Consider the following 24,886-nt stretch of genomic DNA (forward strand, 5'->3'; position numbering starts at 1 on the left):
TATGGCAAAGATTAATTTAAGGGCCTGGCGCGAAGAACTAGCTGCTGAAAGGCAAAAGCAGTTTGTTGTGAATCTGGTCGCTGCTGCATTTTTAGCCGCTGTTGTGGTGTTTCTTATCGGTTTTTATATTGATATGCAAACCGATAGGCAGAAAGCGCGGAATAACTTTTTACGCCAAGAAATTGGTCAGTTAGATAAACAGTTGGCCGATATTAAAGCGTTAAAAACACAGCGAACCCGTTTGATCGATCGTTTGAATGCAATCCAAGAGTTGCAGGGAACGCGTCCTCTGATTGTGCGTAGCTTTGATGAAATGGTTAAAGTGTTGCCTGATGGGGTGTACTACCAGTCGTTGAAGCGTAGTGGTGATACGATTAGTCTGGCAGGTTTGGCTGAGAAAAGTGATGATGTGTCGAACCTTATGCGGCATATTTATGCCAGTATCTGGTTTGGCGAGCCTAATCTTTCCACGGTTGCTAATGCTGACGGCATGAAAAAATTCAATCTGAGTGTTCCTGTGTTGAAGCCCTCGCTGGAAGAGGTGAACTGATTATGTCAATGGATGCACTGAAAAACAGTTTCAAAGGGTTTGATGCCGATAACCTTGACCTGAATACGGCGGGAAGTTGGCCAATTGGGGTTAAAGTGATTGCTTACCTTTTGGTCTTCTCGTTGGTGGTGGGGGCTGGTTTTTACTTCTATATTACCGATAAAGAGAAGAGCCTAGGGCGAGAGGTTAGTCAGGAAGCTGGCTTGAAACAACAGATATCTATAAAAACCACACAGGTGGCGAGTCTTGATCAGCTCCGTGAGCAGATGAAAGATGTGCAAGGGCGCTTTGCCGAGTTGCTGAAGCAACTACCCACTGAGAAAGAAGTGCCTGGTCTGTTAGAGGATATTACTGAGATCGGTCGTTCCAGTGGCTTGGATATTCAATCTATCTCATTGGGCGGCGAGAAACGAAATGAGATTTTTATTGAGCTGCCGATTAATATCAAAGTGAGTGGTACTTACCACCAGATGGGGCAGTTTGTCAGTGGCGTTGCCGCAATTCCGAGGATTGTGACACTGCATGACTACAGTATAAATCCTGCTGGAGGCCAGTTGAATATGACAATTAGTGCAAAGACTTATCGTTATGATGATACCAAGTAAATTTTTGCGTGTTTTGATTCTAGCTCCTTTTTTTCTCGGCGGTTGCGTCTGGATTGAAGATGTCAGTGATCTGCGTAGCTTTGTCGCGCAGGAGAAGCAGAAAAAAGTGATAAAGGTGGAGCCGCTACCCGAGTTTAAGGCCTATCATAGTTTTGTCTATGAAGGGGCGAGTATGCGCAGCCCATTTAAACCATTAGTTTCAATCATAACCGTCGACACCGAAGAGGGTGTTGCCGATGAGGGCAATACAGGCATTAAACCTGATGTTGACCGTGAAAAATCTTACCTTGAAACATTTTCGCTGGATAATCTTGCCATGGTTGGCAGCATCAATATGAGTGCAAAGGGTTCTCGCTGGGCACTTATCAAGGACAATAAGGGAGAAGTGCACCGGGTATCCGTCGGTGATTATATGGGGCTGGATTACGGCAAAGTGGTTGCTGTTAACAGCGATAATGTTGAGCTGGTTGAGATTGTTACAAACGGCCGGGGTGGTTGGATGCGACGCCCTCGTAGCGTGGTGATGGATTGATGACGATGGTGGTGAATACTGTGAATAAAAATATTCAGGCGGGTAAATTGACGTACTCCGCTCTCGCTAAGATGGCGGGAATGGTCATCGGGTTGTGGATGCTAGCTTTCAATGCGATGGCTGTGGATGCAAAACTAATGGAATCGTCCTTTGTTGCGCTTCCGGACAATAAACTGGAGATACGTTTCGATTTTGATGTGCCTCCTACGCTGCCGAAATCCTATATGACCAATAGCCCAGCTAGGGTGGTTTTGGATATGTGGGGCGTTGAAAATGCTCAAGATAGCCGTATGTTGAGTATTGAAAATGGTAACGTTGATAAAATTAATTTTGCTCAGGTCGCCGGTCGTTTAAGAGTGGTTGTGGATCTGTTTGAAGTCTCAGCTTTTGAAACACGAACCGATGGTAATAGTCTGTTCTTGACCGTGGGTGATCGCGGGATGGTCAAGCAAGAGGCCGCTATCGTTAGTAACAGCGTTGCCTCTGGCTCTAAGGCTCAGCCGGTATTGTCTGATAAAACCCATGTCAGTGGGGTTGATTTTGAACGTACTTCTGATGGCGCTGGCCGGGTGGTTGTGTCTTTAAGTGATGACCGCGCAGGCGTCGATGTGATTGAAGAGGGCAATAATGTTGTTATCAATCTGTTAGGTGTCGATCTCTCTGCGAGTATGCAAAATCGAATCGATGTACAGGATTTTGCCACGCCGGTGATGTTTATTGATTCGATGGCTACCGGTGAAAATGTGTCAATTTTGATCAAACCGTCCGCTGAACCGTATGACTATATGGTGTACCAGACAAATAATCAGCTGTTTGTAGATCTGAAGCCCATTACTCAGGCGGAACAAGATCGCATCGAAGAGGAGCGTTTCCCTTACAGTGGCGAGCGTATTGATCTAGATTTCCAAAATGTTGAGGTGCGTTCAGTACTGCAAATTCTCGCAGAAGTGGCCGAAATGAACTTGGTAGTCAGCGAGCAGGTCGGCGGTAATATCACCCTGAGATTGAAAAATGTACCTTGGGATCAGGCATTAGATCTGATTCTAAATACCAATAAACTCGATAAGCGCGAAATGGGTAATGTACTGCTGATCGGTACCGCAGAAGAGATTTCTGAACGAGAGCGAGTTGAAATGGAAAGCAGTAAACAGGTGGAGGAGCTATCACCACTGCGTACTGAATTTATCCAAGTCGATTTCCGCAAAGCCTCTGATATGGTCTCTCGGTTAAATGAAGCTAAGTTGGTTTCTGAGCGAGGTCTTATTCTGGCGGATGATGAAACCAATGTCTTGATGGTGCGCGAAACCGCTAACCGAATGGAAGAGATTCGTTCAACCTTGCGCCGCTTCGATACCGAGGTTGCGCAGGTGTTGATTGAAGCGCGTCTGGTGACAGCAAATACCACAGTCTCCAAAGATCTCGGTGTTAAGTGGGGCTTAGGATACGGTGATACTGACTCTTCGGGTAACGGCATCTCAATCGGTAGCAGCATTTCTGATGTGTCCTCTCCGGGTTCTATCTCTGATGGTTTAATGGTTGACCTTGGTGCTAACGCAACATCGCCGGCCTCTGTAGCGGTTGGTTTAGCAACGAATAGTGCGCTTCTGCAGCTTGAACTGTCTGCATTGGAGTCTGATGGCCGCATTGAAGTTATCTCCCAACCTAAAGTCGTTACCACCAATGGTAAGGTGGCGCTGATTGAGTCGGGTAGTGAAGTGCCTTATGTCACAACTGATGATGACGGTAACACCGACACTGAATTTAAAGATGTCGTGTTATCCTTAGAAGTGACGCCGCGAATTAACCCCGGTGATCGGATTGCAATGGATCTGGTGATCAAGAAAGATTCGATCGGCGAAACGCTATCAAACGGTGAGATCAGTATCATTAAAAACTTGCTGGAAACATCCGTTGTGGTGGCCGATGGGCAAACCGTTGTATTAGGCGGGGTGTTTGAAAATGAAACACAGAACACCGTTAATAAAACGCCTCTGCTCGGTGATATTCCGATTCTTGGGGCGCTTTTCCGAAATAAGTCGACGTCGAATAGTAAGGCGGAACTACTTATTTTCATCACACCTAAATTGATAAAAGAATCTCTGTCATCTCAGTAAGGTTGTAGTATTGAATATATTTCTAATTGGCCCTATGGGAGCTGGAAAAAGCACTATAGGACGTCTTCTTTCTCAAGAGTTAAAACTGAGATTTGTTGATTCCGATAAAGTGATTGAGGAATTGGCGGGGGCTGATATTCCTTGGATCTTCGACGTTGAAGGTGAGGAAGGTTTCCGTGATCGAGAAGCAAAAATTATTGATCAGTTAAGTGCTGAGGATGGTCTGGTGCTGGCGACGGGCGGGGGCGCAGTATTGCGTGCTGAAAATCGCTCAAACTTACAAGGGCGCGGCACTGTTGTTTATTTACAAGCATCGGTTGCCCAGCAACTGGAGCGTACGGCGCGGGATAAAAACCGACCCTTGTTACAAACTCCAGACCCTGAAACCGTCCTCAATACATTGATGGAGCAGCGTCACCCTCTTTATCTTCAGGTGGCTGATGTGGTGGTGGATACCGAACGTCGTAACCCTAAAGCAGTGGTTACTGATATAATGGCGGAGCTTCGTGCACAGCAAATTATCAAATAGAGATAAGCCCCTCCATGCAAACGTTAAATGTAGATCTTGCTGATCGCTCATACCCTATTTTTATTGGCACCGATCTGTTTCGCCCTGAGCATCTGACGCCTTATATCAAAGGTAATCAGGTGCTGATTGTTAGTAATGAAACCGTGGCCCCGCTTTATCTCGATCAATTAAAATTAGCACTGCCTTCGGTGCAGGTCGATGAGGTGATTCTGCCGGACGGTGAGCAGTACAAGACATTGGATCAACTGAGTGTCGTGTATGATCGTTTGCTGGAGTGTCGACATAATCGCACCACAACGTTGATTGCTCTAGGCGGCGGCGTTGTTGGCGATATGACAGGCTTTGCCGCGGCATGCTATCAGCGCGGTGTTAATTTCATTCAGATACCGACCACCTTGCTCTCTCAGGTGGATTCCTCTGTCGGTGGTAAAACCGGTGTCAATCACCCCTTGGGTAAAAATATGATCGGCGCCTTTCATCAGCCACAGGTGGTTCTTGCCAGTGTTGATGTGTTGCGCACCCTGCCTGACCGTGAGCTATCGGCAGGACTGGCTGAGGTGATCAAATATGGACTTGTCTATGACAAGGCCTTTCTCGATTGGCTCGAAGAGAATATGTCCGGCTTGATCGGTCGGGATACCGCGTTATTAAGTCACGCCATCTATCGCTCTTGTGAATTGAAGGCTGAAGTGGTGGCGCAGGATGAAAAAGAGTCGGGTGTCCGCGCATTATTGAATTTAGGGCATACTTTTGGTCACGCGATTGAATCTTGCCAAGGTTATGGTAATTGGTTGCATGGTGAAGCGGTTGCGGTAGGCACGGTCATGGCGGCAGACCTCTCTGAGCGTATAGGTTGGCTTAGCAGGAATGATGTCCAACGGGTTGTACGGGTCATGCAAGCGGCTAATCTGCCAGTTGAAGCCCCGCAAGGAATGACGGCGGATGAGTTTATGACACTAATGGCGGTAGACAAAAAAGTGATTGATGGGCAGTTACGGTTAATTCTACTACGTGAGCTAGGTAGCGCGGTGGTAACCGATCAGTTTGATCCGCAATTATTACAGCAAACGCTAACCCACTTTACTGCTTAAGAGGGCGTTTAGATGGCTGATCTTAAAGGCAATAGTGTTGATTCGCTGGCCGATGCATTTGCGCAAGCAGAGCAACGTAAAGATTTCTTTTATGAGCCATCTTCTCGACTCCAGATGTTGGAAAAACTTGAACATCTAAGTCGCTTCAGTGATTTTTTATTATTGGTCACCGGTCCGGTCGGATCGGGCAAAACGGTACTCATTCGACAGCTGCAAGCGGCGCCAAGCGATCGTACATTGAGACTTTGTGCTGTCGATGGACGACAAACACCGAGTCTAAACGGATTACTGATTGCCTTAAGTAAACAGCTTAGCCCTGAGCTTGATACTCAGGCAGATAATCAAGCGATGCTCAATGCTATTTACAGCTTCGCTCAGGTGATGGCTGCGGAGCATATCCAATGGGTTATCATTATTGATAACGCGGATGAACTGGAAAAAGCGGCGATTAAATTGTTGCTGCAAATGCTGAGTGAGGCGCAGGGCTTGCCGATCAAGCCGCATCTGCTGTTGGCGGCTGGAGAAAACTTTCAAGCACAGTTGCAGACCTATGATGAGTATGAGCTGTTAGATGCTCAGGTACATCAATTGAGATTGGAACCCTTTACCTTTACCGAAGCGCGTAGCTATTTACTGCAACGTTACAGTGCAGCTGCATCCCTTAGTGAAAAGCAGTTGCAGGCGGTTTATGCCGCCGCCGGAGGTTATCCTGGTGGGCTTAATCGACAAGTAGAGCAGTTGCTTCGGTCGGGTAGCGTGCAGAAAACCACAAAACCCGCAACGCTGACCCGCGTTCACTTTGTTGGCATCGCTGTTGTCCTGCTGGCTGTACTGCTAGGCAGTTTATGGCAGTATTGGCCTGAGAGCGATGTGGGAACGACCCGTACCCAAGTCGAGATTCAGGTGCCTATTGAAGCAGAGGCGGTGATTGCTCAGGCTGATGAGACATCGCCGGTGACCGTGCTTGAAACAGATCATCTGGTTTATAATGAGCCGCAATCTACGGATAGTATTTCGGTGCCAATAACCGATGTAAAACCGGGTTTGCAGTCTGAGGTGCTACAGCAAGAGACTAAGTTGGCTAGCACGCTTTCAACGGCGATTGAGGTTGATGACAAGCCGGAGATGATTGTCTCTGGAGATACGTCCAAACCTGTTGTTCAGGCTCAGCCTTCTGTGCCCGTGGCTATACCTCAGTCTGTCATTCAGCCGGTTGAACTCTCGAAGCTTGAGCCTGCAAAGATTGAACCTCAGCCCGAGGCAAAACCGACGCCTGTTAAGCCCGTGGTAAAGCCAGTACAAGTGGTGTCCAAGCCGGCCGCGGTTGTATCGAAACCGGTTAAAACGGCTTCTGTTGCTAAGCCTGCTGCTACCGTTGTGGCGAGTTCTGCGTTGACTGAAGCGGAACAAACATTGTTGCAGTGGCCGGCTTCGGGGTACACGTTACAGATGCTCGGCGCAGGAAAGCGTTCCAGTGCGGAGCAGTTTATTCAGGCTCAGGCTGAGCCGCAGAAGTTTTATATGTTTCAGACCCGTTACAAAAACAAACCTTGGTTTGTGGTAGTCTATGGGCAGTATAAGGATCGTAATGCCGCGCATGCGGCGGCGACAGCACTCCCTTCAGCGTTAACTAAGCTGAAGCCTTGGGCGAGGACTATTCAGGGGATTCAGGCGGATATAACGACCAGAAAATAGTATTTTTTTGTCTTGCTGCGGCAAACAAAAATATCATCTGTCTTGCTTATAATTTGTCCTTCCTACCCTCGCTGTGTAAAATACCTGTCCCTTTTTCCCTGCATTTACATCTGTAGCTGGAATATAGCGGATGCAATATATTGATAATTAAGAACTTTTTGGTGGGATTCGTTTATGAGCATTGGTCTGTATCGCCCTGGTGAGTTCAAAGACAACTGTGGTTTTGGCCTGATGGCCCACATGCAAGGTGAACCAAGCCACAACGTATTGTTGAAGGCGATTGAAGCGCTTGCATGTATGACCCACCGTGGTGGGATCGCGGCTGACGGCAAAACCGGAGATGGCTGTGGGTTGCTGATGCAGAAGCCGGATACGTTTCTGCGCGCTGCTGCGAAGAGTGATCTTGGGGTTGAGTTAGGGGAAAACTATGCGGTTGGTATGGTTTTCTTATCACAAGAGCCCGCCCTCGCGGCGGCTGCGCGGGAAGTATTGAATAATCAACTGACAGCGCAGGGGCTGACGGTTGTTGGGTGGCGTGTGGTGCCGACGGATCCTAGCTGTTTGGGCCCGATTGCAAAAGATACGCTGCCTCAGATTGAGCAGGTTTTTGTAACGACGGATAAAGCAGAGCGTGAATTTGCGGTCAGTCTTTATACGGCTCGGCGCAAGAGTGAGATCGCCCTGAGTACCGATAGCGATTTCTATATCTGTAGTCTGTCGGATAAAGTGATCTCCTATAAAGGACTGACCATGCCGGTCGATCTGCCCGTCTTTTATCAGGACTTGAGTGACGAACGTCTGGAAACCGCTATCTGTACTTATCACCAGCGCTTTTCGACTAACACGGCTCCCCGTTGGCCGCTGGCTCAGCCATTTCGGTTGTTGGCTCACAATGGTGAGATTAATACCATTGAAGGGAACCGTAATTGGTCTCGCGCTCGTTCAAGTAAGTTTGCTACCGAGATGCTGCCGAATGTTGATGAGTTGCAGCCGATCGTTAATACCACCGGTTCGGACTCTTCCAGCATGGATAATATGCTGGAATTCCTGATGGTCGGTGGCATGAACCTTTACCGTGCTGCACGGATGATCGTGCCTCCTGCTTGGCAGAATATGGATACTATGGATGCCGAACTGCGGGCATTCTATGATTACAACTCCATGCATATGGAACCTTGGGATGGCCCCGCCGGTATGGTTATGACCGATGGCCGTTTCGCCGTTTGTATGCTGGACCGTAATGGCCTGCGCCCATCCCGTTGGGTAATGACCAATGATGGTCTGATCTGTACCGCGTCAGAAATCGGCGTGTTTGACTATAAGCCTGAGGATGTCGTCTCTCAGGGACGTGTTGGTCCAGGTCAAATTCTCTCTATCGATACACAAACCGGTGAAGTGTTACATACCGCCGATGTTGATGAGCGATTGAAGAAGGCTCAGCCTTATAAAAAGTGGATGCGTGAGAATGCATTGCCGCTTGAACAAACCATGAACCTGACTGAAGAGTCGAAGTCTTTCTGTGAGATGACCCCAGAAGCGGTTAAAGCACACATGAAGATGTTCCAGGTGACCTACGAAGAGCGGGATCAAATTCTGCGTCCGCTGGGTGAAACCGGTATGGAAGCCGTGGGTTCCATGGGTGACGATAAGCCAATGGCGGTATTGTCTTCTAAAGTTCGCTCTGTTTACGACTACTTCCGCCAGCAGTTTGCGCAAGTAACCAATCCGCCTATCGATCCGCTGCGTGAAGCGATCGTTATGTCGCTGGAAACCTGTATCGGTGCCGAACGCAATGTGTTCGAAGAAACTCCGGGGCATGCGCGTCGGGTTATTCTGACCACGCCGGTTTTATCTGCGAGTAAGTTTCTGCGTCTGAAAAACAATACCGTTGAAGGTTTTGGTGTTGCTCAGGTAGATCTGAACTACGATCCGGCTGAGATGGACCTTAAAGCGGCGATTGAATCGGTTGCTGATCAAGCCGAAGCGCTGGTGCGTTCCGGTAAGGTTATTATTATCCTGTCTGATTTCGCGATTGCTGAGGGTCGGTTGCCGGTCCATGCAGCGATGGCGACTGGTGCCGTGCATCACCGTTTGATCAACTCGGGCCTGCGGGCTGACGCTAATATTTTGGTCGAAACCGGTACAGTTCGCGACCCACATCACTTTGCCGTATTGTTTGGTTTTGGTGCGACGGCGGTTTATCCATACCTTGCGTATCGTGTCTTGACTGATCTGTGTGCCACCGGCGAGATGCAGATGAACTGGCTCGATAGCCATGAAAACTATCGTAAAGGCATCAAGAAAGGCCTGATGAAGATCCTATCGAAGATGGGGATCTCGACGGTTGCATCTTATCGTGGTGCTCAGCTGTTCGAAGCGGTGGGTATTAGTTCAGAAGTGATTGATCTGTGCTTTTCTGGGGTTGCAAGTCGCATTGAAGGTGCCGACTTTAGTGACTTCCAGAAAGACCATCAGGCACTCGCGAGCGAGGCTTGGGTTGCTCGTAAGAAAATCCAGCAGGGTGGTTTGCTGAAATACGTCCACGGTGGTGAATATCATGCCTACAACCCAGATGTGGTGCGTTCCATCCACACAGCCGTTCGTAGTGGCGACAGTGCTGATTATCAGGCCTATGCCGATCTAGTTAATAAGCGTGGTGTGGCGACGCTACGTGATCTGCTTGGTTTGAAAAAAGATGTTAAATCGATTCCATTGAGTGAAGTGGAACCGGTCGAAAACCTGTTTAAACGCTTTGACTCCGCGGCGATGTCACTCGGAGCCCTGTCTCCAGAAGCACATGAGTGTCTGGCGATGGCGATGAACGAGTTGGGTGGTCGCTCGAACTCCGGTGAGGGCGGTGAAGACCCAGCGCGTCATGGCACCAATAAACGTTCTAAGATCAAACAGGTGGCCTCTGGTCGCTTTGGTGTTACGCCTGAATACCTGATCAATGCCGATGTGATGCAGATTAAGGTGGCTCAGGGTGCTAAGCCCGGTGAAGGTGGGCAGCTACCCGGGGGTAAAGTGAATGAGCTGATTGCACGGTTGCGCTATTCAGTGCCGGGTGTGACGCTTATTTCGCCGCCACCGCATCATGATATCTACTCGATTGAAGATTTGGCTCAGCTGATTTTCGATCTGAAACAGGTTAACCCCGAAGGTCTGGTATCGGTCAAACTCGTGTCTCGTCCTGGGGTTGGCACCATCGCCTGTGGTGTGGCCAAGGCGTATGCCGATCTGATTACTATCTCAGGTTATGATGGTGGTACCGCCGCTAGCCCACTGACCTCGGTTCATTATGCTGGGTCACCATGGGAACTCGGTCTGGCTGATGCCCATCAATCACTGCGTGGTAACCATCTGCGTGGCAAGATTCGTTTGCAAACAGATGGCGGTTTAAAAACGGGCCTAGATGTGGTTAAAGCGGCAATTCTTGGCGCTGAAAGCTTTGGCTTCGGTACGATGCCGATGGTTGCCGTGGGTTGTAAATACCTGCGTATTTGCCATCTGAATAACTGTGCTACCGGTGTGGCGACCCAGAACGAAGAGCTGCGGGATAAGCATTACCGTGGCACCGTTGATATGGTCAAGAACTACTTCCGCTTTGTCGCTGAAGAGACCCGTCAATGGATGGCTTCTGTGGGTGTCCGTACTTTGGAAGAGCTGGTGGGTCGGGTTGATCTGCTGGAACTGCTGGAAGGTACAACGGTTAAACATGGTAAGTTGGATCTTTCTCCGCTGATCTCGGATGCGGGTATTCCGGCTGAATACCCACAAACTTGTCAGGTTGAGCACAACGATCCTTATGATACCGGTGCCTTGAATAGCAAGATGCTAGCACTGTCGGAACAAGCGATTAAAGACAAGTCCGGAGCCGAGTTTGAGTTAACGATTACTAACTGTGACCGTTCGGTCGGTGCTCGGACTTCCGGTGCTATCGCTAAGGTGCATGGGAATCTAGGTATGTCATCCACGCCGATCCGCTTTAACTTTACCGGTCATGCGGGTCAAAGTTTTGGTGTTTGGAACGCCGGGGGCCAAGAGTTATACCTCAAGGGTGATGCCAATGACTATGTTGGTAAAGGCATGGCGGGCGGTAAGATCGTCATCAGTCAGCCGGATGTGGTTACCTATGCGAGTAATGAAACCGCAATTATCGGTAATACCTGTCTGTACGGGGCTACTGGCGGTACTCTGTATGCAGCGGGTAGTGCTGGCGAGCGTTTTGCGGTGCGTAACTCCGGTTGCCATGCCGTTATCGAAGGTGCCGGTGATCACTGTTGTGAATACATGACGGGTGGTCTGATCACGGTGCTGGGTCAAACGGGCTACAACTTCGGTGCAGGTATGACCGGTGGCTTCGCTTATGTACTGGATATGGATAACACCTTTGTTGATAAGTACAACCATGAGTTGGTGGACATCCATCGGGTCGCGCCACAGCACATGGAAGAGTACAAAAACCATCTGCGCTCTGTGATTATCGGCTTTGTTAAAGCAACCGGTAGCCAGTGGGGTCAGGAGATGATTGATAACTTCGATGACTATATTGGTCGTTTCTGGCTGGTTAAGCCAAAAGCCGCTAGTCTGGGAGAGCTGCTGACTGATATGCGCTCTCGTCCGGAGTGATGGGTTCATCGAACAGGTGTTTAGTTATAGCTGTGTCTGCCTGCGGGCAGACATTATTAGGCGGGGTGAAGAATGTCTGAGCGTCTGAAGAATGATTTTCAGTTTCTGGAAGTAGAGCGTGAGGGACCAAGTAAGATCGCAGCCGATGTCCGTAAGAAGGAGTTTGCTGAGATCTATGAGCCGTTCAAATCAGAGGATGCGTCTGAGCAGGCGCATCGTTGTCTGGAATGCGGTAATCCGTATTGTGAATGGAAATGTCCGGTACACAACTATATTCCTAACTGGCTCAAGCTGGTGTCAGAAGGCAATATTATTGAAGCGGCTGAGCTGAGTCATCAGACCAATTCGTTACCGGAGGTCTGTGGTCGTGTTTGTCCACAGGATCGTCTGTGTGAAGGCGCCTGTACATTGAATGATGAGTTTGGTGCCGTGACTATCGGATCGGTAGAAAAACATATCACCGATACCGCGTTTGCCATGGGCTGGCGTCCAGATATGAGCAAAGTGCCGGTCACCGATAAAAAAGTGGCTGTCATCGGTGCAGGCCCTGCGGGTCTAGCGGCGGCGGATGTACTGGTACGTAACGGTGTTAAACCGGTCGTCTTTGATCGTCATCCAGAAATTGGTGGCCTGCTGACCTTTGGTATCCCAGAATTCAAGCTGGACAAAGATATCATGGTGCGCCGTCGTGAAGTCTTCACCGACATGGGTGTTGAGTTTCGACTGAACACTGAAATCGGTAAAGACGTGCAGATGCAGACGTTGATCGATGAATATGATGCGGTCTTCTTGGGTATGGGAACCTACACCTACATGAAGGGTGGTTTCCCCGGCGAAGATTTGGACGGTGTATATGATGCCTTGCCGTTCCTGATCTCTAACGTCAACCGTTGCCTTGGCTTTGAAAAAGATGTGGCCGATTATATCGGTGTGAAGGGTAAGAATGTGGTTGTGCTGGGTGGTGGTGACACCGCGATGGACTGTAACCGTACCTCTATTCGTCAAGAAGCCAACAGCGTTACCTGTGTTTATCGTCGTGACGAAGCCAATATGCCGGGTTCTAAACGTGAAGTGGTAAACGCTCGTGAAGAGGGTGTGCAGTTCATGTTTAACCGTCAGCCGGTAGAGGTTGTCGGTGATGGCACTAAAGTGACCGGTATTAAAGTGGTGACTACCCAGATGGGCGAGCCGGATGAAAACGGTCGTCGTCGTCCTGAAGTGGTCGAAGGCAGTGAAGAAGTCTTGCCAGCGGATGCGGTCTTGGTTGCCTTTGGTTTCCGTCCAAGCCCAGCGCCATGGTTTGCCGACTTTGGTATTGATCTGCAACAGGATGGTCGTATTAAAACGTCGGTTGATGAAACGTTTGCCTTCCAAACCAGTAATGAAAAAGTATTTGCTGGTGGTGATATGGTGCGTGGCTCTGATCTCGTGGTTACCGCCATCGATGAAGGTCGTAAAGCGGCTGAGGGCATGTTGGATTACCTGAAAGTGTAATGCTTTGCCTGTTTGAAAAGGGTCGCTTCGGCGGCCTTTTTTTATCTTTATGTTACAGATCAGCAAACAGGAGAGTTGTTCGCGCCTGTGTGGAAAAACCTGTAAAATCCCCCCAGTTTTGAATCTGAATCGAGAAAAAGCAATGGCTGAATTGAAGAATGACCGTTTTCTGCGTGCGTTGATGCGTGAGCCTGTCGATGTAACACCGGTATGGATGATGCGTCAGGCGGGGCGTTATCTGCCAGAGTATCGTGCCACCCGCGCTCAGGCCGGTGATTTCATGAGCCTGTGCAAAAACAAAGAGCTGGCTTGCGAAGTGACCATTCAGCCGTTGGAGCGTTACGATCTTGATGCGGCGATTCTGTTTTCCGATATTCTGACTATTCCTGATGCGATGGGTTTAGGTTTGTACTTCGAAGCAGGCGAAGGGCCTAAGTTTAAAAAGATTATTCGTACTGAAGCCGATGTTGATGCGCTACCAGTGCCGGATTCAGCCAGCGATTTAGGTTATGTAATGGATGCGGTGAAAACCATCCGTTCTGAGCTGAATGGTCGGGTACCATTGATCGGCTTTTCTGGCAGTCCTTGGACGTTGGCAACCTATATGGTTGAGGGCGGTTCGAGTAAAGACTTTCGGCATATTAAACAGATGATGTATGCGACCCCTGAGGTGCTGCATCAGCTGTTAGACAAGTTAGCCCAATCTGTGACTGACTACCTTAACCAACAGATCCTCAGTGGCGCTCAGGCGGTACAGATCTTTGATACCTGGGGTGGTGTCTTAAGCGGACCGATGTATCAACTGTTCTCGCTGAACTATATGAAGAAAATCGCCAATGGTCTGATCCGTGAACATGAAGGCCGTACCGTACCGGTGATTATGTTTACTAAGAACGGTGGTCAGTGGCTTGAAGCGATGACTGAAACCGGTGCCGATGCGTTAGGGCTAGATTGGACCATTAATATCGATGATGCCCGTGCGAGGGTCGGCGATAAAGTGGCGTTACAGGGGAATATGGATCCGTCTGTGCTGTATGGTTCAGCCGACGTTATTCGTACCGAAGTAGCCGACATTCTGGCCCGTTACGGTAGTGGCCCCGGTCATGTGTTCAACCTAGGACATGGTATCCATCAGTTTGTGGACCCTGATCAGCCGAAGATCTTTGTTGATGCGGTGCATGAACTCAGTGCTAAGTATCACGTTTAACAGACATCATGTTAAATAAGGGGGCGCTAAGCCCTCTTTTGTTATCCAGCGGAAAATCATGAAACGACTGACTCAACTTTTAGACAGTAACCGGCAGTGGGCCGAACAGATTAATCAAGATGATCCGCACTTTTTTGAAACCCTCGCTCAACAGCAGGCGCCGGAATATCTTTGGATCGGTTGTTCCGATAGCCGAGTACCGGCCAATGAGATTGTGGGTATGTTGCCGGGCGAGCTGTTTGTGCATCGTAATGTATCAAACCTAGTTATCCACACGGATATGAACTGCCTCTCTGTGATTCAGTATGCGGTTCAGGTGCTCAAGGTTAAACATATTATGGTGGTGGGGCATTACGGCTGTGGTGGTGTTAAGGCGGCGTTAGAGAGCACGCCCCATGGCTTGATCGATAACTGGCTGAGGCAGATTCGCAAGGTGAATCAAAAGCATCGTGATCTGCTATCCGCATGGGATCATTCTCATCAGCGATTAGACCGGCTTTGCGAACTTAATGTGATTGAGCAGGCGTTTAATGTCTGTGAAACCACCATTGTTCAAGATGCTTGGGTCAAGGGGCAGGATCTGACCGTGCATGGTTGGATCTACGGACTGAATGATGGATTAGTCAATGATCTTGAATTCAATGCTTCCGAAGATGCGGAGGTTGAAACGCAATACAACTTAGCGATCAGTAAGATTGAAGCTTTGCGGCAGTTGGCGCTCGCATCGGAAAAGGGTCACAACGCCCGTACCTTATGGGACCGAGTGCGTAAGCTTTTTGATTGATTGCTGCTTTTCTGCGTCTAGCTCTAATAACAAAAAGCCCCGCAGTAGCGGGGCTTTTTTCGTTCAGCGAGTGTTACTTAGCCGCTTGAAGGGACTGCTCTAAATCAGCCACTAGGTCATCGATATGCTCGATACCGATCGATAGGCGAACCATATCTTCGGTGACGCCTGCAGATTTCAGCTCTTCATCGTTCAACTGGCGGTGAGTGGTTTCAGCGGGGATAGATGCCAGTGATTTACAGTCGCCGATATTCACAAGGCGAGTGAAAATATTCAGCGCATCATAGAACTTGCGGGTCGCTTCACGGCCACCAGCGATACCGAAGCTAAGAATGCCCGATGCTTGACCGTTCATATACTTCTTGGCCAAGGCATTATCTTTATGGCTTTCCAGACCGGCATAGCTTACCCATTTAACCTGATCATGACCTTCTAGGTATTTAGCTACCTTGAGGGTGTTTTCACAGACTCGCTCCATTCTCAGCGATAGTGTTTCAACACCTTGTAATAGTAAGAAGGCATTCATGGGAGACAGTGCCGCACCCATGTTGCGCAGTGGTACGACGCGGCAGCGGCCGATAAAGGCAGCAGGACCGAAGGCTTCGGTGTAGACCACGCCGTGGTAAGAGACATCAGGGGTGTTCAGCAGCGGGAAGCGGTCGGCGTGCTCAGCCCAAGGGAAATTACCGGAATCGATAATGACACCACCAATCGAGTTGCCGTGGCCGCCAATGTACTTAGTGGCCGATTGTACGACGATATCGGCACCGTGCTCGATAGGACGCCACAATGCTGGGCTAGCCACTGTGCTGTCGACGATCAGTGGTATGCCGTGTTTATGGGCCAGTTCAGCCAGTGTTTCAATATCGGCAATACCGCCGGATGGGTTGCCGATCGATTCGCAATAGATGGCACGGGTGCGATCATCGATCAGGGCTTCCATTGCACTGAAGTCATCTTTGTTGGCAAAACGGGTTTCAATACCCTGACGCGGCAGTGTGTGGGCAAATAGGTTATAAGTGCCGCCGTACAGTTCACTGGTAGCGATGATGTTGTCGCCAACTTCCGCAATGGTTTGAATCGCGTAGGTGATCGCTGCCATGCCAGAAGCAACGGCCAGTGCCGCAACGCCGCCTTCCATCGCAGCAACCCGTTGCTCTAGTACATCATTGGTTGGGTTCATGATGCGGGTGTAGATATTGCCTGGGACTTTCAGATCAAACAGATCGGCGCCGTGCTGGGCATTGTCAAAAGCGTAAGAAGTGGTTTGATAGATCGGCACGGCGGCCGCTTTAGTCGTTTCTTCTGGGCTGTAACCACCATGGACGGCAATTGTTTCTAGTTTCATCTGATGCTCCTCATGAACAATGTGATACGTATATTTTCGTTTTAGGTCTATTCTTGTGGGCTAGATTGTAGCCCTTCAGCGGCATAAATAAAGTTCTCTTTTGTACAAGCTGCCGCTGCTTCCGCTAGAATGCGCTGACTGATTTGAGAGGAGAGCCTGATGGCTAAGGCAAAGAGTGCGTATGTCTGTAATGACTGCGGTGCAGATTATTCTAAATGGCAGGGGCAATGTAGCGCCTGCCATGCGTGGAATACCCTGACTGAAGTGCGCCTCGGTAGTGCCAAACCCAGTGCCGCTCGAGGCGCTCGGTTTGAGGGGTATGCGGGTGCTGGCGGCTTGGCGAAAGTGCAGGATCTTTCGGAGGTTAACTTAGCTGATATGCCACGGTTTGCCTCGGGCTCTGGCGAATTAGATCGGGTGTTGGGTGGTGGGTTGGTGCCCGGCTCAGCGATTTTGATCGGTGGCCATCCGGGGGCGGGCAAGAGTACGCTGCTATTACAGACCATGTGTCATTTGGCGCAGCAGATGCCCGCGTTATATGTCACCGGTGAGGAGTCGTTGCAGCAGGTTGCTCTGCGAGCGCAACGCCTAGGCTTAACGACGGCCAATCTGAAAATGTTATCGGAAACCAGCGTTGAGCAGATCTGTATTATCGCTGAGCAGCTCAAACCGAAAGTGCTGGTGGTGGATTCGATTCAGGTGATGCATGTCGATGATGTGCAATCGGCACCGGGTAGCGTCTCACAGGTACGTGAAGCGGCAGCCTATCTGACTCGGTTTGCCAAACAGACTGGCACGGTGCTGTTTCTGGTGGGTCATGTGACTAAAGATGGTTCACTCGCTGGACCAAAAGTGCTGGAACACATGATCGATTGTTCGTTGCAGCTCGAGGGGGATAGTGATGGCCGTTTTCGCACCCTGCGCAGTCATAAAAATCGCTTTGGCGCGGTGAATGAACTGGGCGTGTTCGCGATGTTGGAACAGGGCCTAAAAGAGGTAAAAAACCCCAGTTCGATCTTTTTGAGTCGCGGCGATAAGCCGAGCCCCGGCAGCTTGGTCATGGTGGTTTGGGAGGGGACTCGACCGTTGTTGGTCGAGGTGCAGGCACTGGTCGATCAGAGTCATGTGAATAACCCACGCCGCATAGCAGTGGGGCTTGAGCAAAATCGTCTAGCGATGCTGCTGGCGGTATTGAATCGTCATGGTGGGCTACAAACCGGTGATCAGGATGTTTTCGTTAACGTGGTCGGGGGTGTCAAAGTATTAGAGACCAGCGCCGACTTAGCATTATTACTGTCGGTGGTGTCGAGCTTTCGTGATCGAGCTTTGCCGCAGGATCTCATTGCCTTTGGTGAAGTCGGCTTGTCCGGCGAAATACGGCCAGTACCCAATGGGCAGGAACGGATTAAAGAAGCGGCTAAGCATGGTTTTCGTCGTGCGATTGTGCCCAAGGCTAATGTGCCGAAACGGGCGCCGGAAGGGATGACGGTGGTAGGTGTGAGTCAGCTATCGGAAGCGTTGGATGCGCTTTGAGTTTATTTTTTAGCTGTTGGTTGTGAGTTGTTCCAACTCTCTTTCCAGCAGTGTTTCGGTGCCAAGGTTGAGTTCGACGAGTCGGCGTAGATGGGTGAGGCTATCGATATCCATGTTCTGGGCTTCAAAACCCAGATGCGAACCTAAGTGATGACGTAAAATAACCGGCATTTGGATGACAATATCGTTCGATAGCTGAATGATCAGCTTGGCGCTATCGCCTATTTGTAATAGCTCATGGTCAACGACGGATGTTAACGCGCCTTGAAATGAGATATCCATTAGTTGGACAGGCCAGCGATGGTTATCTGCGGTTTGGATCTCACAATGTGCGTCAAAGGTGATGCGTTGGAAACGTCGCCGATCGGTCATAGTTTTCTCCTGCCAGTAGGCTAAGAATATCTGTTCTACAGAGAACATCAATTGGTTTACACCGCTTGAGATATTAAAAAACCGGCACGAGGCCGGTTTTTGACTTTTCTGATAAGACGATTGACGCGTTTACTTAGCGATGCGCTTATACTTGATACGCTCTGGCTGATGATCCTTACCATAACGTTTTTTGTAGTCTTCAGCGTACTCGGTGTAGTTACCTTCAAAGAACTGAACGCTAGAATCGCCCTCGTAGGCCAACATATGGGTACAGACACGGTCGAGGAACCACCGGTCATGGGAGATAACCACGGCACAGCCTGGAAAGGCTAGTAGGGCTTCTTCAAGCGCCCGCAGCGTTTCGACGTCGAGATCGTTGGTCGGCTCATCGAGTAACAGTACGTTACCACCCTCTTTGAGCAGTTTTGCCATATGCAAACGGTTACGTTCACCACCGGATAGGTCTTTAACAAACTTCTGCTGATCGGCACCCTTAAAGTTAAAGCGGCCACAGTAAGCACGGGACGAGGTGGTGTAGTTACCTACAACAATATTGTCCTGACCTTCAGAGATTTCTTCCCAGACGGTTTTATTGCCTGCCAGATCACGGCTTTGATCGACATAAGCCAGTTTTACGGTATCGCCGACTTCAATGGTGCCGGCATCTGGCTGTTCTAATCCGGTAATCATTTTAAATAGGGTTGATTTACCCGCACCGTTACCGCCGATGATACCGACAATGGCACCCTGCGGAATCGTCAGTGATAGGTCTTCAAAGAGCATCTTATCGCCAAATGATTTGGTGACATTATGCAGCTCGATGACTTTTTCGCCCAGACGAGGTCCTGGTGGAATGTAGATCTCGGAGGTTTCATTGCGGGTTTGGAACTCGCGGGAGTTCATCTCTTCAAACTGGCGCAGACGAGCCTTCGATTTAGCCTGACGGCCTTTCTGCCCCTGACGCACCCATTCTAACTCGGCATTAACCGCTTTATGGTGAGCCGCTTCCTGTTTGGATTCCATCTCAAGGCGCTTATCTTTCTGCTCTAGCCAGCTAGAATAGTTGCCTTCGTAAGGAATGCCGCGACCGCGATCGAGTTCCAAAATCCAGCCTGCGGCGTTATCCAAGAAATAACGGTCGTGGGTAATCGCCACCACGGTGCCGGGATATTCCTGAAGAAAACGTTCGATCCAAGCGATCGATTCCGCATCCAAGTGGTTGGTAGGCTCATCCAGTAGCAGCATATCGGGCTTATCTAGCAACAAGCGACAGAGCGCTACGCGGCGACGTTCGCCACCGGAGAGGTTTTTGATTTCTGCATCCCAAGGTGGCAGGCGCATCGCATCAGCGGCGCGCTCGAGCATGATGTCCAGATTATGGCCATCTTTTGCCGCAATGAGATCTTCATAGCGAGCTTGCTGCTTGGCCAGTTCGTCAAAGTCAGCATCGGGTTCGGCATAGGCCGCATAGACGCCTTCGAGCCCATCCAGTGCTTCCTTGACATCGGCAACCGCTTCTTCAACGACTTCGCGGACGGTTTTGCTTTCGTCTAGCTGTGGTTCCTGAGGCAAATAACCGACATTGATGCCCGGCATCGGCCGTGCTTCACCAAGGTATTCTTTATCTAAGCCCGCCATGATTTTTAGCAGGGAGGATTTACCCGACCCGTTCAGGCCCAACACGCCGATCTTGGCGCCAGGAAAGAAGGAGAGGGAGATATCTTTTAGTATTTCGCGTTTGGGGGGCACTACTTTGCCGACCCGGTTCATGCTGTAAACGTACTGAGCCATTACACAACCTGTTAACTGTTATCTCAAAACTGCGCATATCTTAGCCTTACAAAGAGTTTATTGCTATTTGATATAGGTCAAAAGCGGCACTGGCAAACCAATAAAGGTGTTTATAAAATTAGGTTGCATTGGGAAGCAGAGGCTATTTCGATGTTGATAACACGCTGATAACGATTTACTAAGAGGTAACGAATACATCGAGTTTTTGGTCTCTAGCCACTGCATTAACAACGTGTAAATAACTTAAACCATCATTGGGAGGATAGGAAAATGAACAATCTGACACGTTTTAATGGCTTGTTTGATGATACTTTTTTTAATGATTTCTTTCGTCCGGTACTTCATAAAGAAGCAGGAGATAAAGTGCCAGCAATTGATGTGCATGATGGTGACGGACAATATTTAGTGCGGGTTGACCTGCCCGGAATCAAAAAAGAGGATATAAACGTAGCCTTAGAGAATGGTGTGTTATCAGTCAGTGCCGAAACCACAAAAGAAGATAAAGAAGAGAAAGACGGTAAGCTGATTCGACAAGAGCGCCACTATGGTAAGTTTGTGCGGTCGCTGAGTGTGGGGGCCGATGTTGATCCCGCTGGTATCAAAGCTAGTTTTGAAAATGGCGTGTTGAATTTGACACTGCCTAAAGTTGAGCAGCAACAACCTTCCAACACCACCATCGCTATCGAATAGCACTGTTATAACTCTACTCAGTAGGCTCTATATTCCCAGCAGTTGTTTTGCTGCTGGGAATATTGTCTTTATGAGCGAAATTCTCTCCTAACTGACTCACTTTCAAGTGCGTTTTGTATATAAATTCGACTATAATACGCGGCTTTTCCAAGGCCTTGAAAATCGATGTTATAACCGCACGATCATCGGGCCGATGTATATCTCAACTTTGGGGACCGCTAATGTTTAGCAAAGAGATGACTATCGCTGGTTTTGATCCAGATCTGTATGCTGCGATGCAGGCTGAGGCCAAACGTCAGGAAGAGCATATCGAACTGATTGCTTCTGAAAACTATACCAGCCCTCGGGTAATGGAAGCTCAGGGTTCTGAGCTAACTAATAAGTACGCGGAAGGTTATCCAGGCAAACGTTATTACGGCGGTTGCGAACACGTTGATGTCGTTGAACAGCTGGCGATTGATCGCGCCAAAGAGTTGTTTGATGCGACCTATGCTAACGTTCAGCCGCACTCAGGTTCACAGGCAAATGCCGCTGTTTATATGGCGCTGTGTCAGCCAGGTGATACCGTATTGGGTATGAGCTTGGCTCACGGTGGTCACTTGACCCACGGTGCTGCTGTTAGCTTCTCTGGTCGTATCTACAATGCGGTTCAGTATGGTTTGAATGCTGAAACCGGTGAGATCGATTACGCTGAAGTAGAGCGTTTGGCGCTGGAACACAAACCAAAAATGATCGTGGCAGGTTTCTCTGCTTACTCTCGTATCGTTGATTGGCAGCGTTTCCGTGATATCGCCGATAAAGTGGGCGCGTACCTGTTCGTTGATATGGCTCATGTTGCTGGCTTGGTTGCGGCGGGTGTTTATCCAAGTCCGCTACCCTTTGCTGATGTTGTTACAACGACGACGCATAAAACGCTAGGTGGCCCTCGTGGTGGTTTGATTCTGTCGGCTAATTCTGATGAAGAGCTGCAGAAGAAACTGAACTTTGCGGTTTTTCCTGAATCTCAGGGTGGCCCATTGATGCATGTTATCGCTGCTAAAGCGGTGTGCTTCAAAGAAGCGATGCAGGACGACTGGAAAGCGTATCAGGTTCAAGTGGTTAAAAACGCTCAGGCGATGGCGAAAGCGTTTAAAGAACGTGGCATCAAGATTGTTTCTGACGGTACTGATGATCATCTGTTCTTGGTCGATCTGATTGGTAAAGAATATACCGGTAAAGATGCGGATGCCGCGCTTGGTCGGGCAAACATCACCGTGAACAAAAACTCTGTACCAAACGATCCTCGCTCTCCGTTTGTGACTTCGGGTCTGCGTATCGGTACACCAGCCATTACCCGTCGTGGCTTTAAAGAAACTGAAGCTGAGCAGTTGACTCAGTGGATCTGCGATGTGTTGGATAATATTGATAACGAAGATGTTATTAATACCGTTAAGCAGAATGTTCTGGATATCTGTGCCCGCTTTCCGGTTTATAAGTAAACCGTTACAATAGAAGCTGTTGACGATCAGTTTCCCAACTGGGGCGCCTTGTGCGCCCCAGTTGTTTATATAAGCGCTTTTGAATGGAAGTATATAAGTGCTTATATAAGCCTGATAATGCTCTTTTACGGCTGATAGTTCAGCCACGCTCTTTGAGGATGATATATGTACTGTCCGTTCTGCAATGCACATGAAACCAAGGTGGTTGATTCCCGCTTGGTGGCAGAAGGACAGCAGATTCGCCGTCGGCGTGAATGTATCACCTGTCATGAACGTTTCACCACCTATGAAGCCGCCGAGCTTCTGATGCCCCGTCTAATTAAGGCCGATGGCACTCGCCAACCTTACGATGAAGATAAGCTACGTGCCGGTATCCAGCGGGCCGTTGAAAAACGACCTGTCAGTGTTGAAGATATCGAAGCCTGTATTAGCCGTATTAAACAGCGTATGCGGGCGACCGGTGAGCGTGAACTGCCTTCCCGTACCGTGGGTGAAGAGGTGATGCATGAGCTGCGTAAACTGGATCAGGTCGCCTATGTGCGCTTTGCTTCGGTGTATCGTAGTTTTCAGGATATCAATGAGTTTAAAGAAGAGATCGATCGCTTGTCAGAACAGAAAAAAGAGGACGCCGTGAAGGCTAAGTAATCAGGATGACAGACTGGAGCGTTGCAGATCACCAATTTATGTCCCTCGCCATCAAGCTTGCTTGGCAGGGGCTGTATACCACCGAGCCAAATCCGCGGGTCGGCTGCGTGCTGGCTAAAGATGGCAGCCTAATTGCACAAGGGTATCATCGTAAAGCCGGTGAGGGTCATGCCGAAGTTAATGCGCTACGTCAGGCCGCAGAACAGGCCAAAGGTTGCACTGCCTACGTTACTCTGGAACCTTGTAGCCACTTCGGTAAAACCCCTCCCTGTGCCGATGCCTTGATTAAGGCGGGAGTCGCTGAAGTCGTTGTCGGGATGGTTGATCCAAACCCGCAGGTTTCCGGTAATGGATTAGAAAAACTACGGCAGGCGGGCATCGCCGTGCGTTGTGGTTTAATGGAAGATCAGTGTCGCCAGCTTAATCCCGGCTTTATTAACCGTATGGCAAAAGGCAGGCCTTTTGTACGCCTTAAAATGGCGGCGAGCCTCGATGGCCGTACGGCGATGGCCTCCGGTGAAAGTCAGTGGATAACTGGGCCGTTAGCGCGACAGGATGTGCAGCGGTTACGGGCTCGCAGCTCTGCTGTGATCAGTGGCGTGGCCTCTATTATTAGCGATGATGCCTCATTGACGGTGCGCGAAGCCGAATTGGGGCTGGATAATGCGGATGAAATCGCTCAGCGCCAACCATTGCGGGTGATCTTGGATAGTTCGGCACGGATACCGGCGCAAGCGAAGTTACTCAGTTTGCCCGGCCGTACCTTGATTGTTAGCTGTGTCGATGCGCCCGCTTTTATGGCGGCGCATAAGAATGTTGAATGGTTAACGTTGGCGGCCCACAATGGGGCGATTGATCTGCCTCGGTTGTTGCAGGAGCTGGCCCGTCGAGAATGTAATGAAGTCTTAGTCGAAACCGGTGCGACCTTGGCCGGTGCTTTTATGGCGGCTGAGCTGGTGGATGAGTTGGTGTTGTATCAGGCCATGAAACTACTGGGTAGTAATGCCCGACCGATGTTTCTGTTGCCGCTGGATAAAATGAGCCAGCAGAAACAACTTAAGCTGATCGATAGTCGGGTGTTAGGCGATGATGTTCGCTTGACGTTGATTCCTCGGCAGGAGAAATAACGATGTTTACCGGAATTATCGAAGCGGTCGGCGTTGTTGCCGCCGCCGAAAAGGTGCAGGGCGATCTGCGACTGTATATCCGTACCGGTGATCTGGATCTGTCCGATGTTAAACTCGGTGACAGTATTGCGGTGAATGGCGTATGTTTAACTGCGGTAGCGCTGCCTGGTGATGGTTTCTGGGCCGATGTCTCACGGGAAACACTGGTACATACCCGATTTCCAAACTTGGTGCCGGGCGAACGGGTTAATTTAGAAAAAGCGATGCAACCGACTACCCGTTTTGGCGGGCATATCGTCACTGGTCATGTGGATGGGCTTGGCGAGGTGATCTCGGTGGAAACCGATGCGCGTTCGATTCGCTATAAAATCAGTGCGCCGACTGGGATTGCGCGTTATATCGCGGCGAAAGGTTCGATTACCGTGGATGGTGTTAGTCTTACGGCGAATGCGGTGGATGGGCATGTTTTTGATCTAAATATTGTGCCTCATACTGCGCAAGAAACAATAATAGCCAGCTATCAGACTGGCCGAAAAGTACATCTGGAAGTTGATATTATTGCCCGTTACATGGAGCGTCTGATCAATTACACAGATGATAATATAACGGAATCAGCGGGTGGGGTGAGTATGGCTACCCTCGCGAGTGCTGGTTTCCTGAACCGCCGCTAAT

At 49.5% G+C, this 24,886-nt stretch carries 20 protein-coding genes; 17 read left to right on the forward strand and 3 right to left on the reverse strand.

Annotated features, from left to right (window positions below; all coding sequences use genetic code 11):
• Position 1 precedes the first annotated feature (1 nt).
• The 11 genes from KO512_RS09655 (at position 2) to can (ending at position 15,230) form a co-directional block, all read left to right on the forward strand.
• Complete coding sequence (locus KO512_RS09655; RefSeq protein WP_215952139.1) at positions 2-550, forward strand: PilN domain-containing protein; 549 nt, start codon at positions 2-4, stop codon at positions 548-550.
• A gap of 2 nt (positions 551-552) precedes the next feature.
• Positions 553-1,155: a type 4a pilus biogenesis protein PilO gene (locus KO512_RS09660; RefSeq protein WP_215952140.1), complete on the forward strand. Its 603-nt coding sequence runs from the start codon at positions 553-555 to the stop codon at positions 1,153-1,155.
• The gene (locus KO512_RS09665; protein ID WP_215952141.1) at positions 1,139-1,687 is read left to right on the forward strand and encodes a pilus assembly protein PilP; all 549 of its coding nucleotides are present in this window, start codon (positions 1,139-1,141) and stop codon (positions 1,685-1,687) included. The genes KO512_RS09660 and KO512_RS09665 overlap by 17 nt, the downstream gene beginning before the upstream one ends.
• Positions 1,688-1,707: 20 nt before the next feature.
• The gene (gene pilQ / locus KO512_RS09670; RefSeq protein ID WP_303492090.1) at positions 1,708-3,801 is read left to right on the forward strand and encodes a type IV pilus secretin PilQ; all 2,094 of its coding nucleotides are present in this window, start codon (positions 1,708-1,710) and stop codon (positions 3,799-3,801) included.
• A gap of 10 nt (positions 3,802-3,811) precedes the next feature.
• Complete coding sequence (gene aroK, locus KO512_RS09675; protein WP_289847227.1) at positions 3,812-4,330, forward strand: shikimate kinase AroK; 519 nt, start codon at positions 3,812-3,814, stop codon at positions 4,328-4,330.
• 14 nt (positions 4,331-4,344) lie between these two features.
• Positions 4,345-5,421, forward strand: coding sequence for a 3-dehydroquinate synthase (aroB, locus tag KO512_RS09680; RefSeq protein WP_215952142.1), 1,077 nt, complete (start codon positions 4,345-4,347; stop codon positions 5,419-5,421).
• 12 nt (positions 5,422-5,433) lie between these two features.
• Complete coding sequence (locus KO512_RS09685) at positions 5,434-7,116, forward strand: SPOR domain-containing protein (RefSeq protein ID WP_215952143.1); 1,683 nt, start codon at positions 5,434-5,436, stop codon at positions 7,114-7,116.
• 174 nt (positions 7,117-7,290) lie between these two features.
• Positions 7,291-11,745 (forward strand): glutamate synthase large subunit, encoded by a 4,455-nt coding sequence (gene gltB, locus KO512_RS09690; RefSeq protein WP_215952144.1) that lies wholly within the window; start codon positions 7,291-7,293, stop codon positions 11,743-11,745.
• A 72-nt stretch (positions 11,746-11,817) separates the two neighbouring features.
• On the forward strand, positions 11,818-13,239 hold the full coding sequence (locus KO512_RS09695) for an FAD-dependent oxidoreductase (protein WP_215952145.1): 1,422 nt from the start codon (positions 11,818-11,820) through the stop codon (positions 13,237-13,239).
• A 142-nt stretch (positions 13,240-13,381) separates the two neighbouring features.
• The gene (hemE, locus tag KO512_RS09700) at positions 13,382-14,446 is read left to right on the forward strand and encodes a uroporphyrinogen decarboxylase (protein ID WP_215952146.1); all 1,065 of its coding nucleotides are present in this window, start codon (positions 13,382-13,384) and stop codon (positions 14,444-14,446) included.
• Between the two features lie 58 nt (positions 14,447-14,504).
• Positions 14,505-15,230, forward strand: coding sequence for a carbonate dehydratase (gene can, locus KO512_RS09705; RefSeq protein WP_215952147.1), 726 nt, complete (start codon positions 14,505-14,507; stop codon positions 15,228-15,230).
• A 73-nt stretch (positions 15,231-15,303) separates the two neighbouring features.
• Here the strand turns inward: can and KO512_RS09710 are convergent, their stop codons facing one another.
• Positions 15,304-16,578 carry an O-acetylhomoserine aminocarboxypropyltransferase/cysteine synthase family protein gene (locus tag KO512_RS09710; RefSeq protein WP_215952148.1) on the reverse strand — a complete coding sequence of 425 codons (1,275 nt, stop codon included), beginning with the start codon at positions 16,576-16,578 and terminating at the stop codon, positions 15,304-15,306.
• 159 nt (positions 16,579-16,737) lie between these two features.
• Between KO512_RS09710 and radA the strand changes: the two genes are divergently transcribed.
• Complete coding sequence (radA, locus tag KO512_RS09715; protein WP_215952149.1) at positions 16,738-18,111, forward strand: DNA repair protein RadA; 1,374 nt, start codon at positions 16,738-16,740, stop codon at positions 18,109-18,111.
• 9 nt (positions 18,112-18,120) lie between these two features.
• Here radA and KO512_RS09720 read toward each other — a convergent pair whose 3' ends face one another.
• Entirely contained in the window at positions 18,121-18,483 is a 363-nt protein-coding gene (locus tag KO512_RS09720; protein ID WP_215952150.1) for a PilZ domain-containing protein, read from the reverse strand.
• Positions 18,484-18,612: 129 nt separating this feature from the next.
• Positions 18,613-20,274: an energy-dependent translational throttle protein EttA gene (gene ettA / locus KO512_RS09725; RefSeq protein ID WP_215952151.1), complete on the reverse strand. Its 1,662-nt coding sequence runs from the start codon at positions 20,272-20,274 to the stop codon at positions 18,613-18,615.
• 270 nt (positions 20,275-20,544) lie between these two features.
• Here ettA and KO512_RS09730 point away from each other — a divergent pair, with 270 nt between their 5' ends.
• From KO512_RS09730 to KO512_RS09750, 5 genes are all read left to right on the forward strand, one after another.
• Positions 20,545-20,964, forward strand: a complete 420-nt coding sequence (locus KO512_RS09730; protein WP_215952152.1) for an Hsp20/alpha crystallin family protein — start codon at positions 20,545-20,547, stop codon at positions 20,962-20,964.
• Positions 20,965-21,185: 221 nt separating this feature from the next.
• The gene (gene glyA / locus KO512_RS09735; RefSeq protein ID WP_215952153.1) at positions 21,186-22,442 is read left to right on the forward strand and encodes a serine hydroxymethyltransferase; all 1,257 of its coding nucleotides are present in this window, start codon (positions 21,186-21,188) and stop codon (positions 22,440-22,442) included.
• Between the two features lie 165 nt (positions 22,443-22,607).
• The gene (gene nrdR / locus KO512_RS09740) at positions 22,608-23,087 is read left to right on the forward strand and encodes a transcriptional regulator NrdR (protein ID WP_215952154.1); all 480 of its coding nucleotides are present in this window, start codon (positions 22,608-22,610) and stop codon (positions 23,085-23,087) included.
• Between the two features lie 5 nt (positions 23,088-23,092).
• A complete protein-coding gene (gene ribD, locus KO512_RS09745; protein WP_215952155.1) occupies positions 23,093-24,214 on the forward strand; it encodes a bifunctional diaminohydroxyphosphoribosylaminopyrimidine deaminase/5-amino-6-(5-phosphoribosylamino)uracil reductase RibD in 1,122 nt (373 codons plus the stop codon).
• A gap of 2 nt (positions 24,215-24,216) precedes the next feature.
• On the forward strand, positions 24,217-24,885 hold the full coding sequence (locus KO512_RS09750) for a riboflavin synthase (protein WP_215952156.1): 669 nt from the start codon (positions 24,217-24,219) through the stop codon (positions 24,883-24,885).
• Position 24,886 lies beyond the last annotated feature (1 nt).

Origin of the sequence: Amphritea atlantica (assembly GCF_018860855.1) — a bacterium.
Lineage (GTDB): Bacteria > Pseudomonadota > Gammaproteobacteria > Pseudomonadales > Balneatricaceae > Amphritea > Amphritea atlantica_A.

What these genes read in the sequence shown, in the direction of transcription:
- KO512_RS09655 (WP_215952139.1), top strand. Translation starts at nt 2, where the DNA reads ATGGCAAAGATTAATTTAAGGGCCTGGCGCGAAGAACTAGCTGCTGAA.
- KO512_RS09660 (WP_215952140.1), top strand. Translation starts at nt 553, where the DNA reads ATGTCAATGGATGCACTGAAAAACAGTTTCAAAGGGTTTGATGCCGAT.
- KO512_RS09665 (WP_215952141.1), top strand. Translation starts at nt 1,139, where the DNA reads ATGATGATACCAAGTAAATTTTTGCGTGTTTTGATTCTAGCTCCTTTT.
- aroB (WP_215952142.1), top strand. Translation starts at nt 4,345, where the DNA reads ATGCAAACGTTAAATGTAGATCTTGCTGATCGCTCATACCCTATTTTT.
- KO512_RS09685 (WP_215952143.1), top strand. Translation starts at nt 5,434, where the DNA reads ATGGCTGATCTTAAAGGCAATAGTGTTGATTCGCTGGCCGATGCATTT.
- gltB (WP_215952144.1), top strand. Translation starts at nt 7,291, where the DNA reads ATGAGCATTGGTCTGTATCGCCCTGGTGAGTTCAAAGACAACTGTGGT.
- KO512_RS09695 (WP_215952145.1), top strand. Translation starts at nt 11,818, where the DNA reads ATGTCTGAGCGTCTGAAGAATGATTTTCAGTTTCTGGAAGTAGAGCGT.
- hemE (WP_215952146.1), top strand. Translation starts at nt 13,382, where the DNA reads ATGGCTGAATTGAAGAATGACCGTTTTCTGCGTGCGTTGATGCGTGAG.
- can (WP_215952147.1), top strand. Translation starts at nt 14,505, where the DNA reads ATGAAACGACTGACTCAACTTTTAGACAGTAACCGGCAGTGGGCCGAA.
- KO512_RS09710 (WP_215952148.1), bottom strand. Translation starts at nt 16,578, where the DNA reads ATGAAACTAGAAACAATTGCCGTCCATGGTGGTTACAGCCCAGAAGAA.
- radA (WP_215952149.1), top strand. Translation starts at nt 16,738, where the DNA reads ATGGCTAAGGCAAAGAGTGCGTATGTCTGTAATGACTGCGGTGCAGAT.
- KO512_RS09720 (WP_215952150.1), bottom strand. Translation starts at nt 18,483, where the DNA reads ATGACCGATCGGCGACGTTTCCAACGCATCACCTTTGACGCACATTGT.
- ettA (WP_215952151.1), bottom strand. Translation starts at nt 20,274, where the DNA reads ATGGCTCAGTACGTTTACAGCATGAACCGGGTCGGCAAAGTAGTGCCC.
- KO512_RS09730 (WP_215952152.1), top strand. Translation starts at nt 20,545, where the DNA reads ATGAACAATCTGACACGTTTTAATGGCTTGTTTGATGATACTTTTTTT.
- glyA (WP_215952153.1), top strand. Translation starts at nt 21,186, where the DNA reads ATGTTTAGCAAAGAGATGACTATCGCTGGTTTTGATCCAGATCTGTAT.
- nrdR (WP_215952154.1), top strand. Translation starts at nt 22,608, where the DNA reads ATGTACTGTCCGTTCTGCAATGCACATGAAACCAAGGTGGTTGATTCC.
- ribD (WP_215952155.1), top strand. Translation starts at nt 23,093, where the DNA reads ATGACAGACTGGAGCGTTGCAGATCACCAATTTATGTCCCTCGCCATC.
- KO512_RS09750 (WP_215952156.1), top strand. Translation starts at nt 24,217, where the DNA reads ATGTTTACCGGAATTATCGAAGCGGTCGGCGTTGTTGCCGCCGCCGAA.